This window comes from Chitinophaga sp. 9-1-y (assembly GCF_059511905.2).
Window position 1 is genome coordinate 6,125,396 of record NZ_CM197955.1, and the last position, 21,567, is coordinate 6,146,962.

Annotated in this window: 18 protein-coding genes and 1 tRNA gene; 10 read left to right on the forward strand and 9 right to left on the reverse strand. The window is 44.1% G+C overall.

Annotated elements, in window-relative coordinates; all coding sequences use genetic code 11:
- Positions 1–8 precede the first annotated feature (8 nt).
- From AC5ZC7_RS24130 to AC5ZC7_RS24155, 6 genes are all read left to right on the forward strand, one after another.
- Positions 9–2,327 (forward strand): Gldg family protein, encoded by a 2,319-nt coding sequence (locus AC5ZC7_RS24130; RefSeq protein WP_496158470.1) that lies wholly within the window; start codon positions 9–11, stop codon positions 2,325–2,327.
- Positions 2,328–2,339: 12 nt separating this feature from the next.
- The gene (locus AC5ZC7_RS24135; protein WP_496158469.1) at positions 2,340–3,647 is read left to right on the forward strand and encodes a MutS-related protein; all 1,308 of its coding nucleotides are present in this window, start codon (positions 2,340–2,342) and stop codon (positions 3,645–3,647) included.
- Between the two features lie 10 nt (positions 3,648–3,657).
- A complete protein-coding gene (locus tag AC5ZC7_RS24140; RefSeq protein WP_496158468.1) occupies positions 3,658–4,971 on the forward strand; it encodes a MutS-related protein in 1,314 nt (437 codons plus the stop codon).
- Between the two features lie 15 nt (positions 4,972–4,986).
- Positions 4,987–6,483 (forward strand): S41 family peptidase, encoded by a 1,497-nt coding sequence (locus AC5ZC7_RS24145; protein ID WP_496158467.1) that lies wholly within the window; start codon positions 4,987–4,989, stop codon positions 6,481–6,483.
- Positions 6,484–6,800: 317 nt separating this feature from the next.
- Positions 6,801–7,649, forward strand: a complete 849-nt coding sequence (locus AC5ZC7_RS24150; RefSeq protein ID WP_496158465.1) for a hypothetical protein — start codon at positions 6,801–6,803, stop codon at positions 7,647–7,649.
- 347 nt (positions 7,650–7,996) lie between these two features.
- Positions 7,997–9,601, forward strand: a complete 1,605-nt coding sequence (locus AC5ZC7_RS24155) for an FAD-dependent oxidoreductase (protein WP_496158464.1) — start codon at positions 7,997–7,999, stop codon at positions 9,599–9,601.
- Between the two features lie 114 nt (positions 9,602–9,715).
- Here AC5ZC7_RS24155 and AC5ZC7_RS24160 read toward each other — a convergent pair whose 3' ends face one another.
- The 5 genes from AC5ZC7_RS24160 to AC5ZC7_RS24180 all read right to left on the reverse strand — a co-directional run bounded on the left by AC5ZC7_RS24160 (position 9,716) and on the right by AC5ZC7_RS24180 (position 13,516).
- Positions 9,716–10,900 (reverse strand): hypothetical protein, encoded by a 1,185-nt coding sequence (locus tag AC5ZC7_RS24160; protein WP_496158463.1) that lies wholly within the window; start codon positions 10,898–10,900, stop codon positions 9,716–9,718.
- A 167-nt stretch (positions 10,901–11,067) separates the two neighbouring features.
- Positions 11,068–11,865 carry a hypothetical protein gene (locus tag AC5ZC7_RS24165; protein ID WP_496158462.1) on the reverse strand — a complete coding sequence of 266 codons (798 nt, stop codon included), beginning with the start codon at positions 11,863–11,865 and terminating at the stop codon, positions 11,068–11,070.
- 26 nt (positions 11,866–11,891) lie between these two features.
- Positions 11,892–12,470: a hypothetical protein gene (locus tag AC5ZC7_RS24170; RefSeq protein WP_496158461.1), complete on the reverse strand. Its 579-nt coding sequence runs from the start codon at positions 12,468–12,470 to the stop codon at positions 11,892–11,894.
- A 414-nt stretch (positions 12,471–12,884) separates the two neighbouring features.
- A tRNA-Gln gene (locus AC5ZC7_RS24175) sits at positions 12,885–12,955 on the reverse strand.
- A 78-nt stretch (positions 12,956–13,033) separates the two neighbouring features.
- Positions 13,034–13,516 carry a DUF4126 family protein gene (locus tag AC5ZC7_RS24180; RefSeq protein WP_496158460.1) on the reverse strand — a complete coding sequence of 161 codons (483 nt, stop codon included), beginning with the start codon at positions 13,514–13,516 and terminating at the stop codon, positions 13,034–13,036.
- 242 nt (positions 13,517–13,758) lie between these two features.
- Between AC5ZC7_RS24180 and AC5ZC7_RS24185 the strand changes: the two genes are divergently transcribed.
- A complete protein-coding gene (locus AC5ZC7_RS24185) occupies positions 13,759–14,091 on the forward strand; it encodes a magnetosome magnetite crystal formation protein family (RefSeq protein ID WP_496158459.1) in 333 nt (110 codons plus the stop codon).
- A gap of 73 nt (positions 14,092–14,164) precedes the next feature.
- Here AC5ZC7_RS24185 and AC5ZC7_RS24190 read toward each other — a convergent pair whose 3' ends face one another.
- Entirely contained in the window at positions 14,165–16,099 is a 1,935-nt protein-coding gene (locus AC5ZC7_RS24190) for a hypothetical protein (RefSeq protein WP_496158458.1), read from the reverse strand.
- Between the two features lie 383 nt (positions 16,100–16,482).
- On the opposite strand from AC5ZC7_RS24190, the gene AC5ZC7_RS24195 reads away from it, so the two are divergent.
- The 3 genes from AC5ZC7_RS24195 to AC5ZC7_RS24205 are packed head-to-tail and all read left to right on the forward strand — an operon-like array spanning position 16,483 to position 18,387.
- On the forward strand, positions 16,483–17,136 hold the full coding sequence (locus AC5ZC7_RS24195) for an FCD domain-containing protein (RefSeq protein WP_496158457.1): 654 nt from the start codon (positions 16,483–16,485) through the stop codon (positions 17,134–17,136).
- 11 nt (positions 17,137–17,147) lie between these two features.
- The gene (locus AC5ZC7_RS24200; RefSeq protein WP_496158456.1) at positions 17,148–17,981 is read left to right on the forward strand and encodes a TSUP family transporter; all 834 of its coding nucleotides are present in this window, start codon (positions 17,148–17,150) and stop codon (positions 17,979–17,981) included.
- 10 nt (positions 17,982–17,991) lie between these two features.
- Positions 17,992–18,387 carry a DUF1634 domain-containing protein gene (locus AC5ZC7_RS24205; RefSeq protein WP_496158455.1) on the forward strand — a complete coding sequence of 132 codons (396 nt, stop codon included), beginning with the start codon at positions 17,992–17,994 and terminating at the stop codon, positions 18,385–18,387.
- Positions 18,388–18,389: 2 nt separating this feature from the next.
- Here AC5ZC7_RS24205 and AC5ZC7_RS24210 read toward each other — a convergent pair whose 3' ends face one another.
- The 3 genes from AC5ZC7_RS24210 to AC5ZC7_RS24220 form a co-directional block, all read right to left on the reverse strand.
- Positions 18,390–18,782, reverse strand: a complete 393-nt coding sequence (locus tag AC5ZC7_RS24210) for a hotdog domain-containing protein (RefSeq protein ID WP_496158454.1) — start codon at positions 18,780–18,782, stop codon at positions 18,390–18,392.
- Between the two features lie 191 nt (positions 18,783–18,973).
- Positions 18,974–19,762 carry a TerC family protein gene (locus AC5ZC7_RS24215; RefSeq protein WP_496158453.1) on the reverse strand — a complete coding sequence of 263 codons (789 nt, stop codon included), beginning with the start codon at positions 19,760–19,762 and terminating at the stop codon, positions 18,974–18,976.
- A 170-nt stretch (positions 19,763–19,932) separates the two neighbouring features.
- On the reverse strand, positions 19,933–21,402 hold the full coding sequence (locus AC5ZC7_RS24220; RefSeq protein WP_496158452.1) for an RICIN domain-containing protein: 1,470 nt from the start codon (positions 21,400–21,402) through the stop codon (positions 19,933–19,935).
- Positions 21,403–21,567: the final 165 nt, after the last annotated feature.

A 21,567-nucleotide genomic window follows, 5' to 3' on the forward strand; every position in this document is an offset into this window, starting at 1 on the left:
TCGCGCAGATGAAAATTATTTTAAAAATTGCCCGAAATGAACTTCGCAACCTTTTCTATTCGCCGGTTGCCTGGTTTCTAGCCATCGCTTTCTTTGTGTTTTGCGGCTACTTTTTTGTTGCTGCCACAGAAGAAACAGCAAAATGGCAGGATATCTTCTTCAAGAACTCACCCATTTTTAAAGGTTTTCCCGGCTCGCAAACACGCGCTGTTTTCCTGGGGGCCAATAGCTTGTTTATCAGCGCACTGAAAAATTTATATCTTTTTGTGCCATTGCTGACAATGGGCCTGATCAGCCGGGAATTTAACAATGGAACCATCCGGCTACTCTACTCCTCGCCGGTTAAAACAAGAGATATTGTGCTGGGTAAATACCTGGCTATTTTAACCTTTAATATGGTGCTGGTGAGCATTGTCAGCATCTTTGTATTAATAGGTCTTTTTGGTATTAGTCACGTCGACTATGGCGTGCTCCTTTGTGGAATACTGGCCTTCTTCCTGCTTGTTTCTGCCTACACCGCTATCGGCATGTTTATGTCTTCCCTCACCAACTACCAGGTACTCTCCGCCATTGGCTGCTTCATCCTGCTTTTTGTATTGGGTTCGATAGGACAACTCTGGCAGAAATATGATTTCATCAGAGACCTGACTACCTTCATCTCCATCAATGGTCGTACACAAAATCTATTGATGGGGCTTATTAACAGCAGTGATATCGCTTACTTTCTGTTGATAGATGCTATGTTGATCCTGTTTACTTATCTCCGGTTACAGAATGCCAGAGCAGTACTTCCCTGGTATGTTAAAACAGCCAAATACCTGGGTGCTTTCCTGGTAGTATTAGTCATCGGTTTTTTCACTTCCCGTTTAACTAATATCTGGTATTATGATACCACTGCCCAACAAGTTAATACACTGCATCCCAAAACACAGGAAGTAGTGAAAGAACTGGGAGATGAGCCTTTACAGGTAACCATGTACGTGAACTTGCTGGGGGGCGGCATGAGCAATGGATTCCCGGAAAACCGGAATGCATACCTCGCCCAGATGTGGTCACGCTACATCCGTTTTAAACCCAACATTGAATTTAAGTATGTATACTACTACGATGTTCCGGACGGCGATAGCACCCTGTTTAAATATTTACCCGGTAAAACACTGGATCAAATAGCGGCGTTAACCGCAGAGGGCAATAAGGTAGATCTTTCTTCTTTCCTTCGCCCGGACAGCATCCGGAAAATAATAGACCTGGCGCCGGAAAATATGCGCCTGGTAATGGAACTGAAATACAAAGGTAGAACTACTTTCCTCCGCACATTCGATGATCCGCTCTTCTGGCCTACAGAATCGGCTACTGCCGCCGCCTTCAAAAGACTTTTACAGAAAGAGATGCCGCAAGTGTTATTCAGCGCAGGACATTACGAACGCAATCCATCTAAACTGGGCGAACGGGAATATGCCGGCCACTCCGCTTCAAAGTGGGTACGAGGCTCTTTAACCAATGTTGGTTTTGATATAGATACGATTAATCTCGAACACCAGGATGTTCCTGCCGGCATATCCAGCCTGGTAATAGCAGACCCTAAAACAGACCTGAGTGAACAGGCGCGTCAGAGATTAAGCAAATACATTGACCAGGGTGGTAACCTGTTGATACTGGCAGAAAATGGCAAACAAAATACGATCAATCCATTACTGCAACCGTTAGGTGTTACCGCACTGGATGGTATGCTCGTACAACCATCGCCGCACGAAATGCCGGATCATATCGGTTTATATGTAAGCCGTCCCGCTATGGATATGGCAGACAATGAAACCGCCTATCTTGCCAAAGAAGGAGGCGACAGCATCAATATTATGATGCCCGGTGCTCTACCCCTAAAATGGTCCGATTCCAGCGGATTTACCATAAAGCCTATCCTGCTTACACGGCCACAATCTACCTGGCACAGCGCCCATGGCATCGTAGTGGATTCTGCTGCGCCCATATTCAATACGGCTGCCGGCGATATACAGGCCGATAGCTTTGTAACGGCCCTTCAACTGGTACGTAACCACAAGGGAAAAGAACAACGTATCGTAGTAACCGGAGACGCCGACTTTATGAGTAATGGCCGCATCCAGAACGACTATATGTATAGCACCATCTATAGCTGGCTGGACTATAACCGCTTCCCGATTTTCGTATACCAACATTCACCAAAAGACAACCTGATACTATTAACCTATGCACAGGTGATGACTATCAAATGGATATTCATCTGGATCATTCCCGGAGTACTGTTAGTAGGCGCCACGATTTTATTAATCCGCCGTAAAAGGCAATAACCACATTGTCAGATGCATTTACAAACTGATGAGCAAACAATTGATGATCTGCGCTTATTTAGCAAAAGAGATATTGTGGGCATCTATGAAATCTATAATCAGGCCTGCACCCGGGGAGGAGAAGCGCTGCTACAGGATATGTTCCGCCATCCGCTCACAGATGCCACCGCGATTCGCCGCAGAGGGAATATTATCCGGCATTTCGCACAAGCACGTATAGACTTCCCTTTTAACGGATCCCTGTTTGACCTGGCCGAAAAATATTTCTCCCACCCGGCACAACAATCCGGAAGAAACAGCCAGAGCGAATTAGGAGAAAAAGATATTCAAAACGGCGTAACAGCCGTGCTGGAATTATTACAGCGGGTAAAAGCCTTTATCGCCACAGACGCTGTCACCAGCAATACCGCCTTCAATTCCCTCCGGGAAGAAATGGAAGCGCGTTTGTCTGATCCCGCTTTTACACCTGTATTCCGTGAAAACGGGAAAAGTAAATTATCATTTGCAGCCAACGCTGCATTTGATAATTTACTTCGTATCCGCGAACGGGAAAAAGTACAACACATACTGCACTTTATATACGAACTCGATGTTTATATTGCCGTAGCACAGGTAGCCAATAAGCATCACTTCATCTTTCCAATACCATTGGAAAAAGAAAGCAATACCCTCACCCTCGAAGGCCTGTACCACCCTGCCTTAACACAGCCCATCGCCAACGATGTGGAAATGGGCTTATCGCAACGTGTGATCTTTCTCACCGGCGCCAACATGGCCGGCAAATCTACTTTCCTGCGCTCATTAAGCACGGTAATGTATCTCGCTCATATGGGCTTCCCGGTAGCAGCCCGTAAAATGGAGTTTGCTGTTATGGATGGCATTTATACCACCATCAACCTACCCGACAACCTGGGTATGGGAGCCAGCCATTTTTATGCAGAAGTACTACGCGTAAAAAAAGTAGCCGCAGAACTCAGTGCAGGAAAAAAAATATTTGTAGTGTTTGATGAATTATTCCGGGGTACCAATGTAAAAGACGCTCATGAAGCTACCGTAGAAGTAACCAAAGCTTTTGCATCCAAAACAGCGAGCCGGTTCATTATCTCCTCCCACATCGTGGAAGCAGGCGAAGACCTGCAACAACACCCAGGCATTGGCTTCCTGTATCTTCCTACCCGCATGAAAGGTCACACACCGGAATATACCTATCGCGTGGAACAAGGTATCACCGCCGATCGCCACGGGATGATCATTATACAGAATGAAAAAATCCTCGACATCCTAAAAAACGGAAAGAAGAATATTAACGTAAACGTTTAAACGAAGTGACATGAGCTTTTTTATTGACAAACAAACGTTAGAGGAACTGAACCTGTTAGGAAAATATCGCACGGGATCTATCTTTCATTTGTTTAACCAGGTGAAAACAAGAGGCGGAGAAAAGATGCTGGACGATATGTTTCATCACCCGCTGACAGATATCAACGCCATTAACACGCGCACAGAGATATTTCGCTTCTTCCAGGCATTAAATATGCCCTTCCCTTTTGATGAACAACAAATCATCAACATGCGGGAATACCTGGATACCTCCCCCGGCGGTAACCGGCTGGCCTCACTTGTAGGTACACTCACCCAGAAATGCCTGGCAAGCCTGACCCGCGATGAACACTACAAAAAGAAAGTACAGGGCCTCCAATCTACGATAGGCGTACTTCATCATTGTGCAGCATTACTACAGGCCCTCCCGGATAACGGGCCCTTTGCGAACAAGACCAAAGAAATGCGCACCCTGTTAGGAGAACCGGTACTAAAAACACTGGCAGATACCGATATCTATCAGACACTCTCCTTAACAGCGCTGGCACGATACGACTACCTGCTGAAATCGGCCTACGCCGCTAAAATGGAATCCATATTGCGCTTCATTTATGAAGTAGACGTATATATCGCCGTCAGCAAAGTTGCCGCCAAAAGAGGGTTTAATTACGCGCGTGCCTTATCGAAAGAAACAAACATACTGACGGCCGACAACCTCTGTCACCCGGCATTAACCAATGCCATTGGCAACCGCCTCACCATGGATGAACACAGCAATGTATTATTCCTGACAGGCGCCAATATGGCCGGCAAATCTACCCTGATGAAATCAGTAGCAATTGCCGTATACCTGGCCCACATGGGATTTCCCGTAGCAGCCACCACACTGGAGTTTTCTATACGGGAAGGACTATATACGTCCATTAACGTAGCAGATAACATAGGACTGGGTTACAGCCATTTCTACGCAGAGGTAATGCGGGTGAAACAAGCCGCAGAAGCTACGGCCAGCGGAAAAAGATTGTTCCTCCTTTTCGATGAACTGTTTAAAGGCACCAACGTAAAAGATGCCTATGATGGCACCCTGGCCGTTACAGAAGCTTTCGCGGACTTTCAGCATTGTCTTTTTGTAGTATCTACACACATCATTGAAGTAGGCGAAGCGCTGAAAGGCAACCCGAATATCCGTTTCTCCTACATGCCTACTATCATGGAAGGCAGCATACCTAAATACACTTATCAGCTGAAAGAAGGCATCACAGCCGACAGACAGGGAATGATGATCATCAGGAATGAAGGCATTCTTGATCTTATTTATTCGTAAAATTTTATGTATTATATGAAACAATTTATTAAAACAGGACTGGCTGCCGTCCTGGCATTACAAAGTTTGGGAAGCCATGCACAGGAAAAAGAATTCTCCCAACTCTCGAAAGAAGATCTATTATCAGATTTCCGTTTAGCCGTGGATATCCTGAAAAAGCAGCATCCAAACCCGTACAAATTCACCGACTCCACCACGTTTAACAAACAGGTAGATTCCCTGTTAAAACTGGCGTCTCAGCAAAAAGACATCCTTAGTTGCCTGCAATATTCGCCGGTGCAACTCCTGCATGATGTACATACTGCGTTTAACTTTTCGCCAGAACATATCCGTGAGGTCTATAATAATATTCAGTTCTTCCCCTTCCCTGTTGTGATTGAAAGAGGCAGAATCTTTATTAACTTAAAAGGAGGTGAAGTTCCCTACGGATCAGAGGTAGTAAGCATCAATGGCATGACAGTACCCGATATCCTTCGCGTACTTTCCAGTGCAGCTTACAGTGACGGCTATATTAAAACAGGGACCGACAGGGTATATGAAGAATTTCAATTACTGTTCAGTCTCCGTACCAACGTGACCCGCTCTTTTGACATCGTGTACAAAGCACCTGACACCAGCAAAGAAAGTAAAGTAACCCTCCCCTTTTCATCACCCACAGATGCTTTCCATGCCACCAAGAAAGCCGTTATGCCCATTAATATGCTGCAACGCGCGTATTATGTATACCGGAATTATTATGACGAAACCCAAACAGGACTGCTGACGGTAAATACCTTCTCCCTCGACGAAGCTACTGCCTACAAAGAGTTCAGCGATTTCTTTAAAGAAATTAATCGCCGGAATTACAAACAGGTAGTGATCGACATCAGAAGCAACGGCGGCGGCAATCCCGCTATCAGCGCATTGCTCTATTCCTTCCTGGCAAAAGGGCCATTCCGCAATGTGTATAACTACCGTACCAAAACAATTGACATTTCCTACACGGAATACGCAGTAGCCGACAATGGACGTGTATTATCCGAAGATGATATCCGCCGCAATCTGAACTTCCTCTATCAACGTTTTGACAAGGACAGTACCGGTTTTTTTGTTGGAAATGCCCGTTTAAGAGATGGATTACTGGAAGATTTTCCTGCCGATAAAGATGCCTTCAAAGGAGAAGTATATGTATTAACAGGCGGCGGCACCGTATCAGCCGCTACTTATTTTGCCTCACTGGTACAAAAAAATAAGCGCGGTGAAATTATTGGTAAAGAAACCGGTAGCGGCGTAGATGCTACTACTGCTGCCTGGTTCCTGAAATATATGCTGCCCAAAACAAAATCTATTCTCACCGTACCTATGTCTGAGTTGTATTTCTTCAATGCATCAAAAGACAGTGGCCGGGGTATTATGCCTGATTATGAAGTGCCGTTGAATCAGTTCATTAGTTATGTACGGGAGAGTAAGGATCCTGAGTTGACGTATGTGTTTGAGCGGATAAAAGCCAAGTCAGATTTGGCGAAGAAGTAATAAATAAAAACGCTGCAAATGATTTTGCAGCGTTTTTATTTATTGAATGCTAAGTAACCAGAAGGTGTCTCTTGACATTATCGAAAGACAAAAAGTAGCTATATCTTCTATACCATTTCTTACAAATTCGTCTCAGTCGCTTTCAAAAACGCTGGAAGACAGGGCCATCAAAGCTACTTCTACTGATACCAATGGGATCACCTGATCAATAAAAAAGTACCTTTATAAGTGGTGAACGGTTTATCCCTTGAATCAACATCTCCACAAAAAACTACCCAAAAAAATTTCCATTCCGGCAGTTTTCTGTAAATTAACGTATGCGCTTACTCATCCTTTCCATGCTTTGTTTGCTGTTTACGGCTTCCTCCGTAGCCCAAACAGCTGCGCCCGAGATACTCGGGCATCTCGAAACAGATAAAATCCGGGAAGCTTCAGGCATTGCCGCCAGTGTACCTTTAAAAGGCTGCTACTGGACGCATAATGATAGTGGCAATAAACCGGAAGTATATTTACTCAATCACAAAGGCGCGCTGATCAGCACCATTAAACTGGAAGAAGTCAGCAACCGCGACTGGGAAGATATTGCAGAAGGTATAGGACCGGAAAAAGGAAAGTATTACGTATACGTGGGCGACATTGGCGACAACGGCGGCATCCGCAAACATATCCGCATTTATCGCTTTCCGGAGCCTGTAAAAATGCCAGCTGAAAAGGAAAGTGTTACACCAGATGTACTCACCCTCAAGTTCCCGAATGGCGCCAGGGATGCTGAATCACTTCTGATAGATCCCATTAACAAACAAATTTATATCATCAGCAAAAGAGAAAAAGAAGTGAGTCTTTATAAAGCCGGCCCACTCTTTTTCAAAGATGGAGATAAAGTGGTGCTGGAAAAATCAATAAAGCTCCCTTATACCTGGGTAACTTCGGGAGATATCTCTAAAGACGGCCACCACATTGTTATTAAAACATTAACCACTATCTACTACTGGCATCGCAATGCCAATGAAAGTGTAGAGGAAGCCATGGCTAAACCTGCGAAAATACTGCCGTATGTGGTAGAAAAGCAGGGAGAAGGCATTACCATTACACCTGCCAACGATGGCTATGTAACCATCAGCGAAGGCAAAAATTCGCCCCTCTATTTTTATAAGTGGAAATTCTAAGACCCGCTCCGCTATTTAACGAAAACTAAACCCTTTTCCCAATAAGCGCTGCGCTCAAAACCGCGGCCAAAGTAGTAATGCTGCTGTCGCATTTCAGTAACAACTCCTATAATTGTATAGTGCGGGCAGCCCTCATCATCTGCTGCTAACCCATAAAATATACACCCTCAAAACAGGTAATTCCTTCACCGGAAATACCTGCATAAAACCATTTTGCTATGCCAATGTTCAACAGGTTCCACCTTTTCTACATCCGGGGAATACCTCTCCAACAACTTATGACAAATACCCTGACAACCACCATCTGCTCACCTCAGCAATCACTTATTTAATAACCTCATTCGCTCATGCAAAAGAAAGCTATCATCATCGGCGCCGGCCCTGCAGGGCTTACCGCCGCCTATGAACTATTACAGCGCACCAGCATTATACCGGTAGTACTGGAAAAAAGTACCGACATCGGGGGCATTTCCAAAACAGTCAACTACAAAGGTAACCGCATCGATATTGGAGGACACCGCTTCTTCTCCAAATCCGATCGCGTAATGGACTGGTGGATGACGATGATGCCCCTGGACAAAGAAGCGGCAGAAATATTTTCTATCAGCTACCAGTCGAAAACCAGGGAAGTAAAAGCGCCCCGCAACAACAATAACAACACCGATACACTGGTAGCAACTGACCCCGATCTGATTATGTTGGTGAGACAACGCCTGTCACGCATCTACTTCCTGAAAAAATTCTTTACCTATCCCATACAACTATCCATTGATACCCTGAAAAAACTGGGATTCACTACCACTATCAGCATCATGTTCTCGTACCTGTGGGCACAAATTTTTCCCCGGAAAAATGAAAAGTCGCTGGAAGATTTCATGATCAACCGCTTCGGCAAAACCCTCTACCACCTTTTCTTTAAAGACTATACGGAAAAAGTATGGGGAATTTCCTGTAGCTCCATTTCTGCGGAATGGGGCGCACAAAGAATCAAAGGGATCTCTATCGGTAAGGCCATTGCGCATGCCGTAAAATCAGCTATCGACGCCGGCAAACCCAAAGATCTTAAACAAAAAAATGTAGAAACAAGCCTGATCGAACAATTCCTCTATCCCAAACACGGCCCCGGCCAACTATGGGAAGAAGTGGCGCACCAGGTAATCAATAAAGGCGGCACGGTACTTATGCAACATGACGTGAAGAAAATTCACACCGCCGGCAATCAAATTGTTTCCATCGAAGCAGTAGACCGCGCCACCGGCGAAGTAGTCACCCTGGAAGGAGACTACTTCTTTTCCACCATGCCTATCAAGGAACTGGTGGCCGACCTGGAAGCAAATGTACCGGCCAATGTACGGGAGATTGCGGCAGGACTGCATTACCGCGACTTCATCACCATCGGCATCTTGCTAAAAAACCTGAGTTTTGAAGATAAAAAAACAGGGCAACATCAACCGTTATCATTAAAAGATACCTGGATTTATATACAGGAAAAAGATGTAAAAGTAGGACGCCTCCAACTCTTCAACAACTGGAGCCCATACATGGTAAAAGACCCCGATACTACCTGGGTAGGTATGGAATACTTCTGCAATAAAGGAGATGATTTCTGGGAACTTACCGACGAACAAATCAGGCAAACCGCCATCACCGAACTCTGCAAAATCGGGCTGGCACAACAGTCTGATGTATTGGATGCCACCGTACTCAGAATGGAAAAAACATACCCCGCTTACTGGGGCACCTACGAACGCTTCGAAGAACTGAAAGCATATATTGACACCTTCGAAAACCTCTTCCTTGTAGGCCGCAACGGTATGCACAAATACAACAACTCCGATCACTCCATGCTAACAGCCATGGTAGCGGTAGATAATATCGCCAATGGCATTGTTACCAAATCAAATATCTGGTCTATTAACACAGAACAGGAATATCACGAAGAAAAAAAATAACCCATTAATTCCACCCGGAAACTTTGTTTTGAATGACGGACTTCAAAGCAAGGTTTCCCGGTAAACTACTACCTAATAAAAGAACCGCTACAGGGAATACTTGTAGCGGTTCTTTTATTGCTGCCGGACACCGGCAATCAACGCCGTCACTTGCTCATTAAATTTTTCTTTAGTAATCCCTGTTATACCTGCCAAAGTCCGGAAGTAATTTTCATTTCCCACTTCCAGCTTTCCGCAGCATAATAATTCCAGCACTTTCGGAAACCCTTTTTCCGCCTCTATCATTTTAACAATTAACGCATTGATCGCAAAATCAGCTTTCAAAGGACGCTGGGTGTCTTCTGAAAAATTATACGACTCATTATACAAATTAAACCAATTAGCGTCCGGGTGGGCCGCTGCATAACGTTTAACTATATCCATAATCTTCGGCCAGGGAATACCCCAACTACCACCGTATAAATAAGCGCATCCTTCATCTACCGGGCGATTAATCTTTTCCACAGATACCTTGCTATGTAGCCTGTCGTGCCACAGATCGTGGATATCCACCTCATTAAATCCATCCTTATTATCAGCACCGGCTACACAAATGCTTTTATGTCCATGAGAAGCACTTAATGAGTTAAAAGCAATTCCACTGTAATCCGCCTTGTATTGCAGGCCGATCAGCTGCTGCGCTTCATTGAAATTATCGCAACAATAAAATTCAGTGGTACAACCGGAAAGTTCCAGCTTTGCATCAAAAGATTTTAATTTTTGCGCATACACAGCGGCTCTTTTTTCGTTTAACCGATCCTTGTAGTGGAAAGTAACATTACCTATTTGACTGATTTTCCAGGATTTGGTCAATTGCGATAATGGTGAATAAAAGTAATAGTTAGCACCAGTTTTCTTTGCCAGAAGGTGAAAGCTTGCTCTTAATAAAGGGGTACTGTCGTATACTGCTCTATAGGAAAACTGAATAGAAACCAGACCATCACTTTGCACGATGAGATTATTCAGATAACAACGATAAAAATACTCGTTCTTATACTTAGCGCTTTTCTCGATGCCGTTTAATTCATCCAGCAAAGCTGCTGTTTCCAGCGCATATTCCAGCGCAACGCGGGTATTACTATCTACCGGTTTGTTTTTCTGCGCCAGGAAGTCATTCAGGTCATTGAAAAGTTGTGCTTTCACTACACTATCAGTAATGGGAATCCGGATACCTGGAAGGACCTGAATGTTGGTTTGTTGAGCCTGTGCGAATGAGATAACAAAAAGAAAAAACACGGAGAAAAGCCATGTGTATCGCATTACAATTGTTTTTGAGGATTAAATAGGTTTTCAGCTCATCAATCTATGAAAATTGGCGGAGAATGATCTTTTCAAGATTCAAAAACTGAGCTTATTGAAAATAAAAAAAGGGCAAAATGGTATGATTCCATTTTGCCCTTTTCTATCAATGTATTCGAACAAACTATTTAATTCTCATTCTTAATCCATTGCGTAACTACTTCTTTTTGTTCCTTGGTAAGGCTACCTGGTTTATACACCATTTCGTACACCATACGATTTCCATTGGGATTCAATACTTCAAATTTCACAAGTGTTGCATTATATTTTGTACTTAGCATTTTACTTATTTGAAGTGGAGATTCCATTTTTATCTTTTCAAAATATGCAACACAATGTGTAATATTGGTGTCTGATTTGAGCAATGCCCGCTTGAATCTCCTACTGTCAATTACTGTATCACTCAAATCTTTCACGACTGACATACCCAGGGATAAATCATTAAAGTCATTCCAATTAACCTCTTTGGAGATAGTACCTTCTCTACTTTTTACTGCTGACGCGGAGAACGAAGTATAACGCGTATATTTTCGCTTTCCTAAATCTATCAAATCGTACCAATCAATTGGATAGGAAACTTTACGGGTAGTAACCAATTGATGAGTAATAGAGTCAACGCTTGTCATTGATTTATCAACTACGCGGCTACCCTCATTCACAATATATTTATCATAGTATAAATACACCTGAGGAGGTAGTTCAGGTATGGAGCAATACTTCGCTGAGTCCGGATCAAAGAATGATACGTACAATACTTGAGAACCTGATGGAGTTTCATGCTGTAAATCTCCTTGTAAAGCATGAGTGGGTTGTGGCGTAGAACATCCAATTTGAAGCCAAATGAAAGCAAGTAACCCAATAAGATTTAAAAAATGCATGCGAATGAATTTTGCAAAAAATTGACTGTCAAACAGTTCTTTGATCAAACTAAGAACAAAAAAATGAACTAGACTCAATTATTTTGAAAAAAGAATGCATTGAAGTTATATGCTTTAGTACGCTCGATGGGTACTGTTTTTCCCCATTTCACATCAATATACCCCGATCTATAGTCATTTACGTTTGACTCCGCTTGACTCAAAAATACTGTCGAAGAAATCTCTTGCCAGGAAAGAGCTGCCATCGAAGGACCAGAGAGATAAGATCCTTTTGACGTATAACTTATAAATTTTCCTGTCCTAATATTCCCTGTACATTCAAGGGTTGCTTGCACACTCCAAACATTCCAGAGACTTTTTAATACTACCCAATTCCTTGTTCTACGGAGAATTGAATCATTTAATGGCGTAACTGTCGCATTAATACCTCCAGGTTCACCCCAGGTAGCAGAAACCTGCGACAACTCTTCCGGAGTATATGCTAAGAGCATTCTCTGATTAGCTTTTCCCGTATCTGGTGTAGCAACACCATCTTTTTCTAACGTAGACAAATTGGAATTTTCTTTTTTTACTGATGAGAATTCTGTCTGATCCTTTTGACAAGCGAACAAAAACAATACTGTGGCGGGCAACAAAAGCTTGATGATTTTCATAAATATAATATTTGGGTTTGGTGATAAAACTATGGAAAACTATTGATTGACTATTGCTGCTTGTTAATTTGACAACACAGACATTTGAATTGGATTTACAAATAGGTAATAAGCTTACGAAAAATGCTTAAGGTTAACTTTTTACTTACACAATTTCATTGCTCTATAAGTATGTATTAAATGTATAGTAAGTATTTAAATTAAAAAAAAAAATTTAACTAAGTGTCTCGCGAACCAAGTTTTAAAATCATAATGCACAACTATGAGGTTCTATGATTTTCCCTTACTTAAAGGGGAGGATTGTTATCTCAATATTTACCAAATTGATCACTTCTAACGGGAATGGTTAAACGCTTCACACAAACTAAAACAAAAAGGACAAAACGGAATTACTTCCACTTTGTCCTTTCTTTGTTGCCCAACCTGGATTCGAACCAAGACAAACAGAACCAAAATCTGTCGTACTACCATTATACTATTAGGCACCGTTTCAACGGGATGCAAATGTAGTTTTTTTCTTAAATAAAACAACATCCGCGAAAAATATTTCTGCAAAAAAATAATTACTTCCGGATAGACACTGACGCAATACCCAATGCCATAGCATCTTCTACGCCCCCTAATGCTGCATCTTTGACCTGGTACCTACGCCCTGTTTCCCGTCGCAAATAGAAAAATATATAGGCGGCAGCTACTGCGGTCACTGCTCCTATCAGCCCGCCCTTCCAGGCTTTGCCTCCTTTTGCCTGGTAAAGTGTAGCCCCGGTTAATGCCCCGGAAAGTGCCCTGCCGGCAATACCGGAAGCGGCTATACGATTTCCAATGCCCGGTGATTTATCTACTACCAGCTCTCCGGCTGCCAGTGTTTTCAACACCCGGGCAGTGGTGGGCTGTTGCATAAAGCCTAAAGGCGACCGCCGTAATTTATCAGAGGGTTGCTGGTTCATGGCATAACTGGTGAAGGCCGGCCCCATCGCACTACGCATGCCGGTCACAATTCCTAAACCAATTACCTGTAACATGGAGGGTATAATTGCTTTTTTCATACCAGCTGCGCATCAATCATTGTGCCATGACCAGCACACCTGCTGTGTATGCTTCTTTATAAAATACAAAATATTAAACATAAATAACTATTTGATTTATAATATACAAAGATAGATGTAGTCATTTTGTAGTAGTCCATTTTCCGTAGTGTAGTTACCGTGTAGTACTGCGTTTCTCATCTTTCCAATTCCCGCCTCCTACTTTTGCATCACATCGTTAAACCACAAAAACAACAACAACTATGAAAGCAAATCAATGGGCTATGATTGCCTATATCACCCTGATAGGATGGATCATTGCTTATGTAAAAAGAAAAGACGAAAAAAGTTCCCTGGTTAATTATCACCTGGAACAGGCGCTGGGACTTATTATAGCCAGCATCGCATGGGGAGTGGTATTGGGAATTGTGATATCAATTTTACCAGCATCCCTGGCGGGCATACTGTCTATTGCAGGCGCACTGCCATTGGTGTTCATGATTTTTGGTATCATCAACGCCAGCAACAACGCGCAACAACCGATTCCTGTAATAGGAAAAATGTTTGAGAACAAGTTTGTTTTCCTCCGGGATTAGTGAAAACCAAGCCCCAAAATGTTATACCCCATGAATGAGACTGTCTGCTGTAGCCAGTCTCATTCTTTTTATATTAGTGTACAATACTCATCAGGTAAGCATCCAGTCCTTCTTCTTTCCCCAGCCCCAACTTTTGCTTGATCCGGTACCGCGACATCAGGATACTCTTAGGCGCTACGCCCATCCGCGAGGAAATTTCTTTGGTAGATAATCCCATAGAAATATAAGAACAATGCTTCAAATCCAGTCGGGTGAGGCTATTGCCCGCCTTCTCCTGCAAGCGGCTGAAAAATTCAGGATGAATATTTTCCAGCTCTGTTTTAGCCGTCTCGAAATCTTCATCCATACGCCGGTGCTGATCTATCATGCGGTTAATTTGCCCCACCAAGTTACGATCGCCCGATTTCTCCGATAGCTTATCCTGCAAGGTTTGCAGCAGCTCATTCTTTTGCTCTACCTGCAAAGTACCGGCCAGCAAATCTCTCTGCAACTGCTCTTTTTGCGCCTGCATCAATTCCTGCTCGGCCTGTAAACGCGCCGCTTCCTCTGTTTGCAACCGCGCCTGCAACGCCGCTTCCTGCTTCTCCAATGCCAATACCCTCGCCTCTTCTTCCTTCAACCGCACCTGCAACACGGCATCCTGTTTTTCCTTTTCCAATAAAGTTTGCTGCTGCATAGTCGCTTTCAAGCGGAAGTGATAGGCGCGGAAAAGAAATACCAGCGCCAGTATACAAGCTACTATCCCGATCACATATACGATATTCAACTTTTTATTGAAGGCAGCTTTTTCCTGTAAGGCGGTCAATGCCTGCTCTCTTTGCTGCGACTGGTACTGGGCTTCCAGCTTTTTGGCAATCGACATTTTCTCTGCATTGAAAGCAGCGGTATAATATTTAATATACTCACGGGAATAGTCCAGGGCGCCGCGCAGGTCTCCCTTTTTTTCGAATACCTCCGACAAAGAGCCCATCACGTGGGCCATTACATTGTTGTCGGGAGATGTAGAACGCAGCAGGGTTTCCAGCGCCCCCATTAAAAGATGGGACGCACGGTCATAATGACCGTCCTCCATTTCAAAGTTACTCATCATGCCATAGCTGCTGGCAATGACTTCCTGCTGGTTAGTAGCCACGCCTATTTCCAGGGAAATATGCAGGTAGTTCAGCGCAGAATCGCGGTAACTACGGGGAAAATATTCCGCATACAGGTTAGCCGTATTCAACGCTACCAACCCCAATATGCTCGGGAAACTAATCTGATTTTTATGCTGCTGATAATACTGGATGGCAGCCCGGTTATAATACAAAGACGAATCCAACAACTGCCGGGCACTGGTATCGCTGGCAAAACGATGTTCATAACTACCAGCTACAGCCTGGTAGGCATTGCACTGATCATCCGGATCAGGGAAACGCTTGGCTGCATCGAGGGTCGCAAAGGCGTAGCGCGACTGGTTTTCCAGGTCGTCCCAGTCGGCATAAATAGCAGAAAGATTATACAGGATGCTTGTCTCCAGGCTATTGGCAGGCTGCCCCGCTCCATATTTTAAGGCCTGTTGAAAACTTTTCACCGCATCATGTGGCTTACCTATCCTGTTTTCCAGCCAGCCTTTCCGGTACCACACATTTTCCATGGTGAGCGGATCCCCGGATTGTTCTGCCAACAGGAAGGCGGAGTCCAGTTGCTGCTGCACTTTCTTCACCTCTTCCTGTCCAAACATTAAAGACACTAACGATGAATGACATTGTGCGGCATACTTACTATCCTTCATAGAACGACTCATCGACAACGCCACCTGGGCATTGGCAAGCGCCTGTTTCTGATCATAGCTCAATAAAGCACGACTTAATTTCAGTCTTGTTAATACCTGCTCCTCCGCGGTGAGCCCGGGTTGAGTTAACACCCGCTTCAAAGAATCCGCCACCGTTTTGGCAGATAATGTAATACTAGATACCAGGCTAACAATGGCACATAACAAAAATACCAGCCCCTTTCCAATATGGTTCATCCCGCAAAAATACTATTTGTAGTTGTTTTGTAGATATAAAAAATACGGCCCTGTAGTAACGTTGTAGATATACAAAACACCTGCAATCCGCCACTGTACTGTATTTTTGCATCAGAGTTCATAAAAAAAGGCGCCATATGGAAAATTTGAAAAACCGGCATCCTACACCTGAACTTAACATCGCATAAATACGGCCTTTCCTCTTTTGTTAGTTATCCCAAACACACAAGAATTACAAATTACGAATTACGGATTTGTAGGAAGATAATAGCGAATATCAATTCGCGTTTACCATCTTCCCGCAAATCCGTAATTCGTAATTCAAAAATAAAACATCTGATGTTTAAATAAACATCATACCTTTGTGCAGCAAAACAAGGAAAATGGAACCCACCTCCAAATTATCCGATCGCGTGATCAACGCCATCCAGAAAGATATCTCCCAGGGGAAATATAAACCCGGGCAAAAAATACCGGCAGAACCGGAACTAATGGTACAATATGCCGTAGGCCGCTCCACCATCCGGGAAGCCATCAAAACCCTCGCCATGTCCGGCGTACTCCGGGTACAGCAGGGAGCCGGCACCTTTGTGAATGAAACCATCAAAGCGGAATCGCTGGACCAGCGCCTCCGCCGCGCCGACTTCGAAGAAATTAACCAGGTAAGACGCATGCTGGACTACGAAATCGTAAAGCTGGCCGCCGAAAACCACACCAAAGAAGATATCCATGAACTGAAAAATCTTTTGGAACAACGGAAAAAAGCCATCCTGGAACAACAGTACCAACAATGCCTGGATGCTGACATCGCCTTTCATATCGCCGTTGCCAAAGCTTCCGGTAACAATGTACTGGCCGATCTGTTCCGCAGCTTCACCGTGGTAATCCGCGACTTCTTCACCAAACGCGATACCCAAAGCATTAGCCATTTCGCCATCAGTCATCATCTACATGAGGCACTTTATAAAGCCATCAAAAGCGGCAACGCCAAACTAGCCCGCCAAGTGATGGAAGATATCCTGGACAACAATTATTAAATTTTTGAGAGATGAATATTTTGATTTTTAGTGTGATCCTGCTAGGAAGCGCGTACATGGCAGGACTGCTCGGCTCCATCACGGGGCTGGGTGGAGGCGTGATCCTGATTCCTTTGTTAACCCTGGTATTTCATGTGGATATCCGCTATGCTATAGGCACCGCACTGCTGGCCTCTATCGCCAACTCCTCCGGCGCTGCCACCGCTTATATAAAAGAAGGTATTACCAATATAAGACTGGGTATGTTCCTGGAAATAGCCACCACCGCAGGCGCAGTAGGCGGCGCTCTCATCGCTATTTTTATGCCGGTCAACGCCATTGCCATTCTGCTGGGCGTTGTACTGATCTTTTCTGCTGCGATGACCATCCGCAAAAAAAATGTACACGCAGAAGAAACAGGGAGTAAACTGTCTTACTTATTAAAATTAAACAGCAGCTACCCTACTCCCACCGGAGTAGTCAGCTATAAACTGAAAAATGTAGGCGGAGGATTCTCTATCATGCTGGTGGCAGGCGTCCTGTCCGGCTTACTCGGCATTGGCTCCGGCGCCTTAAAAGTACTGGCAATGGACAGCACCATGCGCATTCCATTTAAAGTGAGCACTACTACCAGCAATTTCATGATTGGTGTTACAGCGGCAGCCAGCGCCGTGGTATACCTGCAAAGAGGTTATATAGATCCGGGGATTGCATTCCCGGTAATACTGGGCGTGCTGGGCGGCGCCTTCACCGGGGCCAGGATACTCACCCTCATTAATCCTACCACGTTACGGATCATCTTCGGTATCGCCATTACGTTTGTGGCCATAGAAATGATCTATAACGGATTACATCATCAGTTTTAACAACAGTGATATGAAGCCATTAAAAAAATTATTGGGCGACCGCGATATTGAATTATTCATTGGCCAGGTATTGAGAACCGGCGTAATCACCGCCAGCAGCATAGCTTTGCTGGGAGGTCTTTTATACCTGGTACAGCAGGGCGCCGCCAGCATTCCGGATTATAGTGTGTTCAGGGGAGAAGGCGCGGACTATACTTCCTTCACCGGCATATTTCATGGCGTAGCTACGGGTAACGCCACAGAAATTATACAACTGGGCGTACTGGTATTACTGGCCACTCCTATTCTCCGCATCTTTTTTTCCCTCATCGCTTTCGCACTGGAAAAAGATAAACTGTATGTGGTAATTACCACGATAGTGCTGGGAATTATTTTGTTCAGTATGTTCGGCGGACTGAAAATATAAAGCTATTCTTCTCTCAGTCGTTCATCCGTATACGTGATTTCAGTACGGCCGTGTGGCACAGGTTTGCCGTGTTCATCCACGCTTACAAACACCATTTTATCGACGGTCAGAATAGTTTTCTGCGTAATCTTATTTCTCACCTGGCAAGTCAGTGTTAAAGAAGTGCGACCGAAATGAGTGGCTTTGATACCCAATTCCACAATATCTCCCTGCCGGGCAGAGTTGATGAAGTTGATTTCAGACATGTACTTGGTTACACAACGATTGGTGCCCAGCTGAATAATAGAATAAATAGCTGCTTCTTCATCAATCCAACGTAGCAAACTACCACCAAATAAAGTACCGTGTGCATTTAAGTCCTCGGGCTTTACCCATTTCCGGGTGTAAAAATTCATGACAATTAATTTGGGGCAAAGCTATCCCATTTCTTACATACAATGCACAACTTTTCCGGCTACCATGGTTAACTGTATATTGATATCTGCATCAAAAATAATGTATATGATTTTAGACAGATGGCAATTGCGCTGTAGATAAAACGTATACCCTTTTCCGTTATTGTTTTATTTTTCGGAAGATAAATACCTTATTGTTCACTATCCGGCAATTCAGGCTGATGCAGCTTTACCGGCTTTTCCGAACGCGCTCTCATTTTCAGGTTGAGCACCTCAATGAATACGGAAAACGCCATCGCAAAATAAATATAGCCTTTAGGAATATGTTGATCAAAGCTTTCCGCAATCAATGAAACGCCAATGAGGAGCAGGAACGACAGCGCCAGCATTTTCACTGTTGGATGTTTATTCACAAAATGACTAATTGATTCAGATGCCAGCATCATCACACCTACCGCAATAACAACCGCAGCTATCATGATTTCCACATGATCGGCCATGCCCACGGCGGTAATCACAGAATCCAGTGAAAACACAATATCGAGCAATAGTATTTGCACAATCACCTGTCCAAAGCGCAGGGCTTTGGCATTAGCATTACCATGTTCTCCTCCCTCCAGTTTCTCATGAATTTCTGCGGTGCTTTTATAAATCAGGAATAATCCCCCAATCAGCAAAATAAGATCCCTGCCGGAAATGGCGGACTTCTCCAGCCAATCCGGATTTTGCAATCCAATCCACTCTCCTACATTAAACAGCGGCTTGGTTAATGACATGATCCAGCTAATAGAAAGCAATAATAAAATGCGGACAAACATCGCCAGTCCCAATCCCAGGCGACGGGCTCTCTTTTGCTTATCCAGCGGTAGTTTCCCCGCCAGGATCGAAATAAATACAATATTATCGATCCCCAATACTATTTCCAGTACAGTCAGTGTCAAAAGACTAATCAGCGAATCTACCGTGAGCAGGTGTTCCATAATTGACAGTTATCTATAGGTTGTTGCATGTGCAAACCGTAATATACTATAAATAGCAGAAAGCATAAAGCATAAAGCAAAAAGCTATTATAGCGGGTAATCACTCGCTATAATAGCTTTTTGCTTTATGCTTTATGCTTTCTGCTATTCCACAAAACTGATATGTTCTCTTATAATTTTACAATCTGCCATTGCTGATTACCGCCTGCATTCCAGTACCATTGAATGATACTGGCGCCATTGGCCGTTGAAGCACCATTTACATCCAACGACATTCCACTACTTACATTCAACACCTGGTAATAACCAAAACCTATATCTACGATGTTCCATTGTTGATTGATACCACCCCAGAAATCCCACTGAATAATACCCGTACCGGCGTTATTGGAGGGGGTATCCAGCGATTTATTACTGTTACGGTTGGTAATACTAAACTGTCCGCTGCCCAGGCTGCCCATTTTCCATTGTTGGTTATTGCCACCCCAATAGGCCCACTGGTCAATAGTTCCACCATTGCTGGTGGAGCTGTTGTATACATCCAGCGCCTTTCCGCTTTGTGCGCAAATAATCTTATACCATGCATTGCCATCAAAAGTAGCGGCAGGTTGCGTAATGTTAGTCAGTCCCCAGGCATACTGCAAACGGGCCAGACCGGAAGCATTGGTAGTAGTAACCGTGCTGCCACTGAGGGCCGTTACGGCGTAATAATCGCCGTCCCTTAACCCCGGCCAATACACACAGCCCATCCCCCGGTTATGGATACCGTTGGTCATCCCCTGGTAGTAAGTAGCATCCACATTGGTGCCTGGTGCGGCCAGGTAATCCACCCCGGTTGTCATAGGAATACCAAACTCTGTCACCACGGTTCTATCGGGGTAAGCAATAGTTGTGATGGCAGTTTCCCAGTCCGCGCTGGTGTGCTTGGAGTTATCAAACCAGGTATAATCATGGAAAGACAATAAGCAGGTACTAAACCGGCTATCTGCCCCTACGCCGTTTACATCAGAGGCAAATCCGGCGCCATCCAGCAGGATCCGGCCTTTAGGCACATTCGGATAATGGGTAAGCCAGTCTGCATACAAATTATTCAGATTCGTTAAATTATACCCATGAGGTTCATTAAACACCTCGAAATAAACGTTACCATTGCCACTGTATCTGTTTACCACTGTTTGCCACATGGCCCAGAATTCGGTTAAATTGTCCACTACACCATCGCGGGAACTGGCCGCCTCCCAATAAGCGATGATTACTTTCATACCACTGCTGGCAGCAGTGTCAATAGCGCCAATATAACTGTTCCACCAGTTTTGGGAAGCGGTAGGTGGATTGATGGGGATACGAATGGTATTGGCGCCTCTTTGTTTAAAGGCATTAACAATATTAATCGCTTTGGTTGCCGTGGTGGCATAGCTGTCGGATGAACTCAGTCCGGTGGGAACTACCCAGTCGTCCTTAAAGTTGTCTGCAGGATCGGCCCAGTTCATCCCCCTGAAGTCGGAAGAAACTGCCTGCAGTGACGCATTCGCCATCACCGCTTTATCTCCGGTCACTTTTGTAACTAAATTTTCTTTCATGTTCTTTGTACAGCCAGCAAAAATGACGATCAACGGGAGATAGAATAGTAATCGTTTCATGATGAATTGCTTTTTAAACGTGAAAAGGAAGGGTTAATGATATCAGTCTTCTGTGGAATAACGCCGGCAATATAGGGGTGTTCCGGTAGTACACCGGGGGAGTAAATCGTTTAAAAGAGGGGGTAAATTAGTATTCGTATAAAAGTGAAAGTAAAAAGACAAACG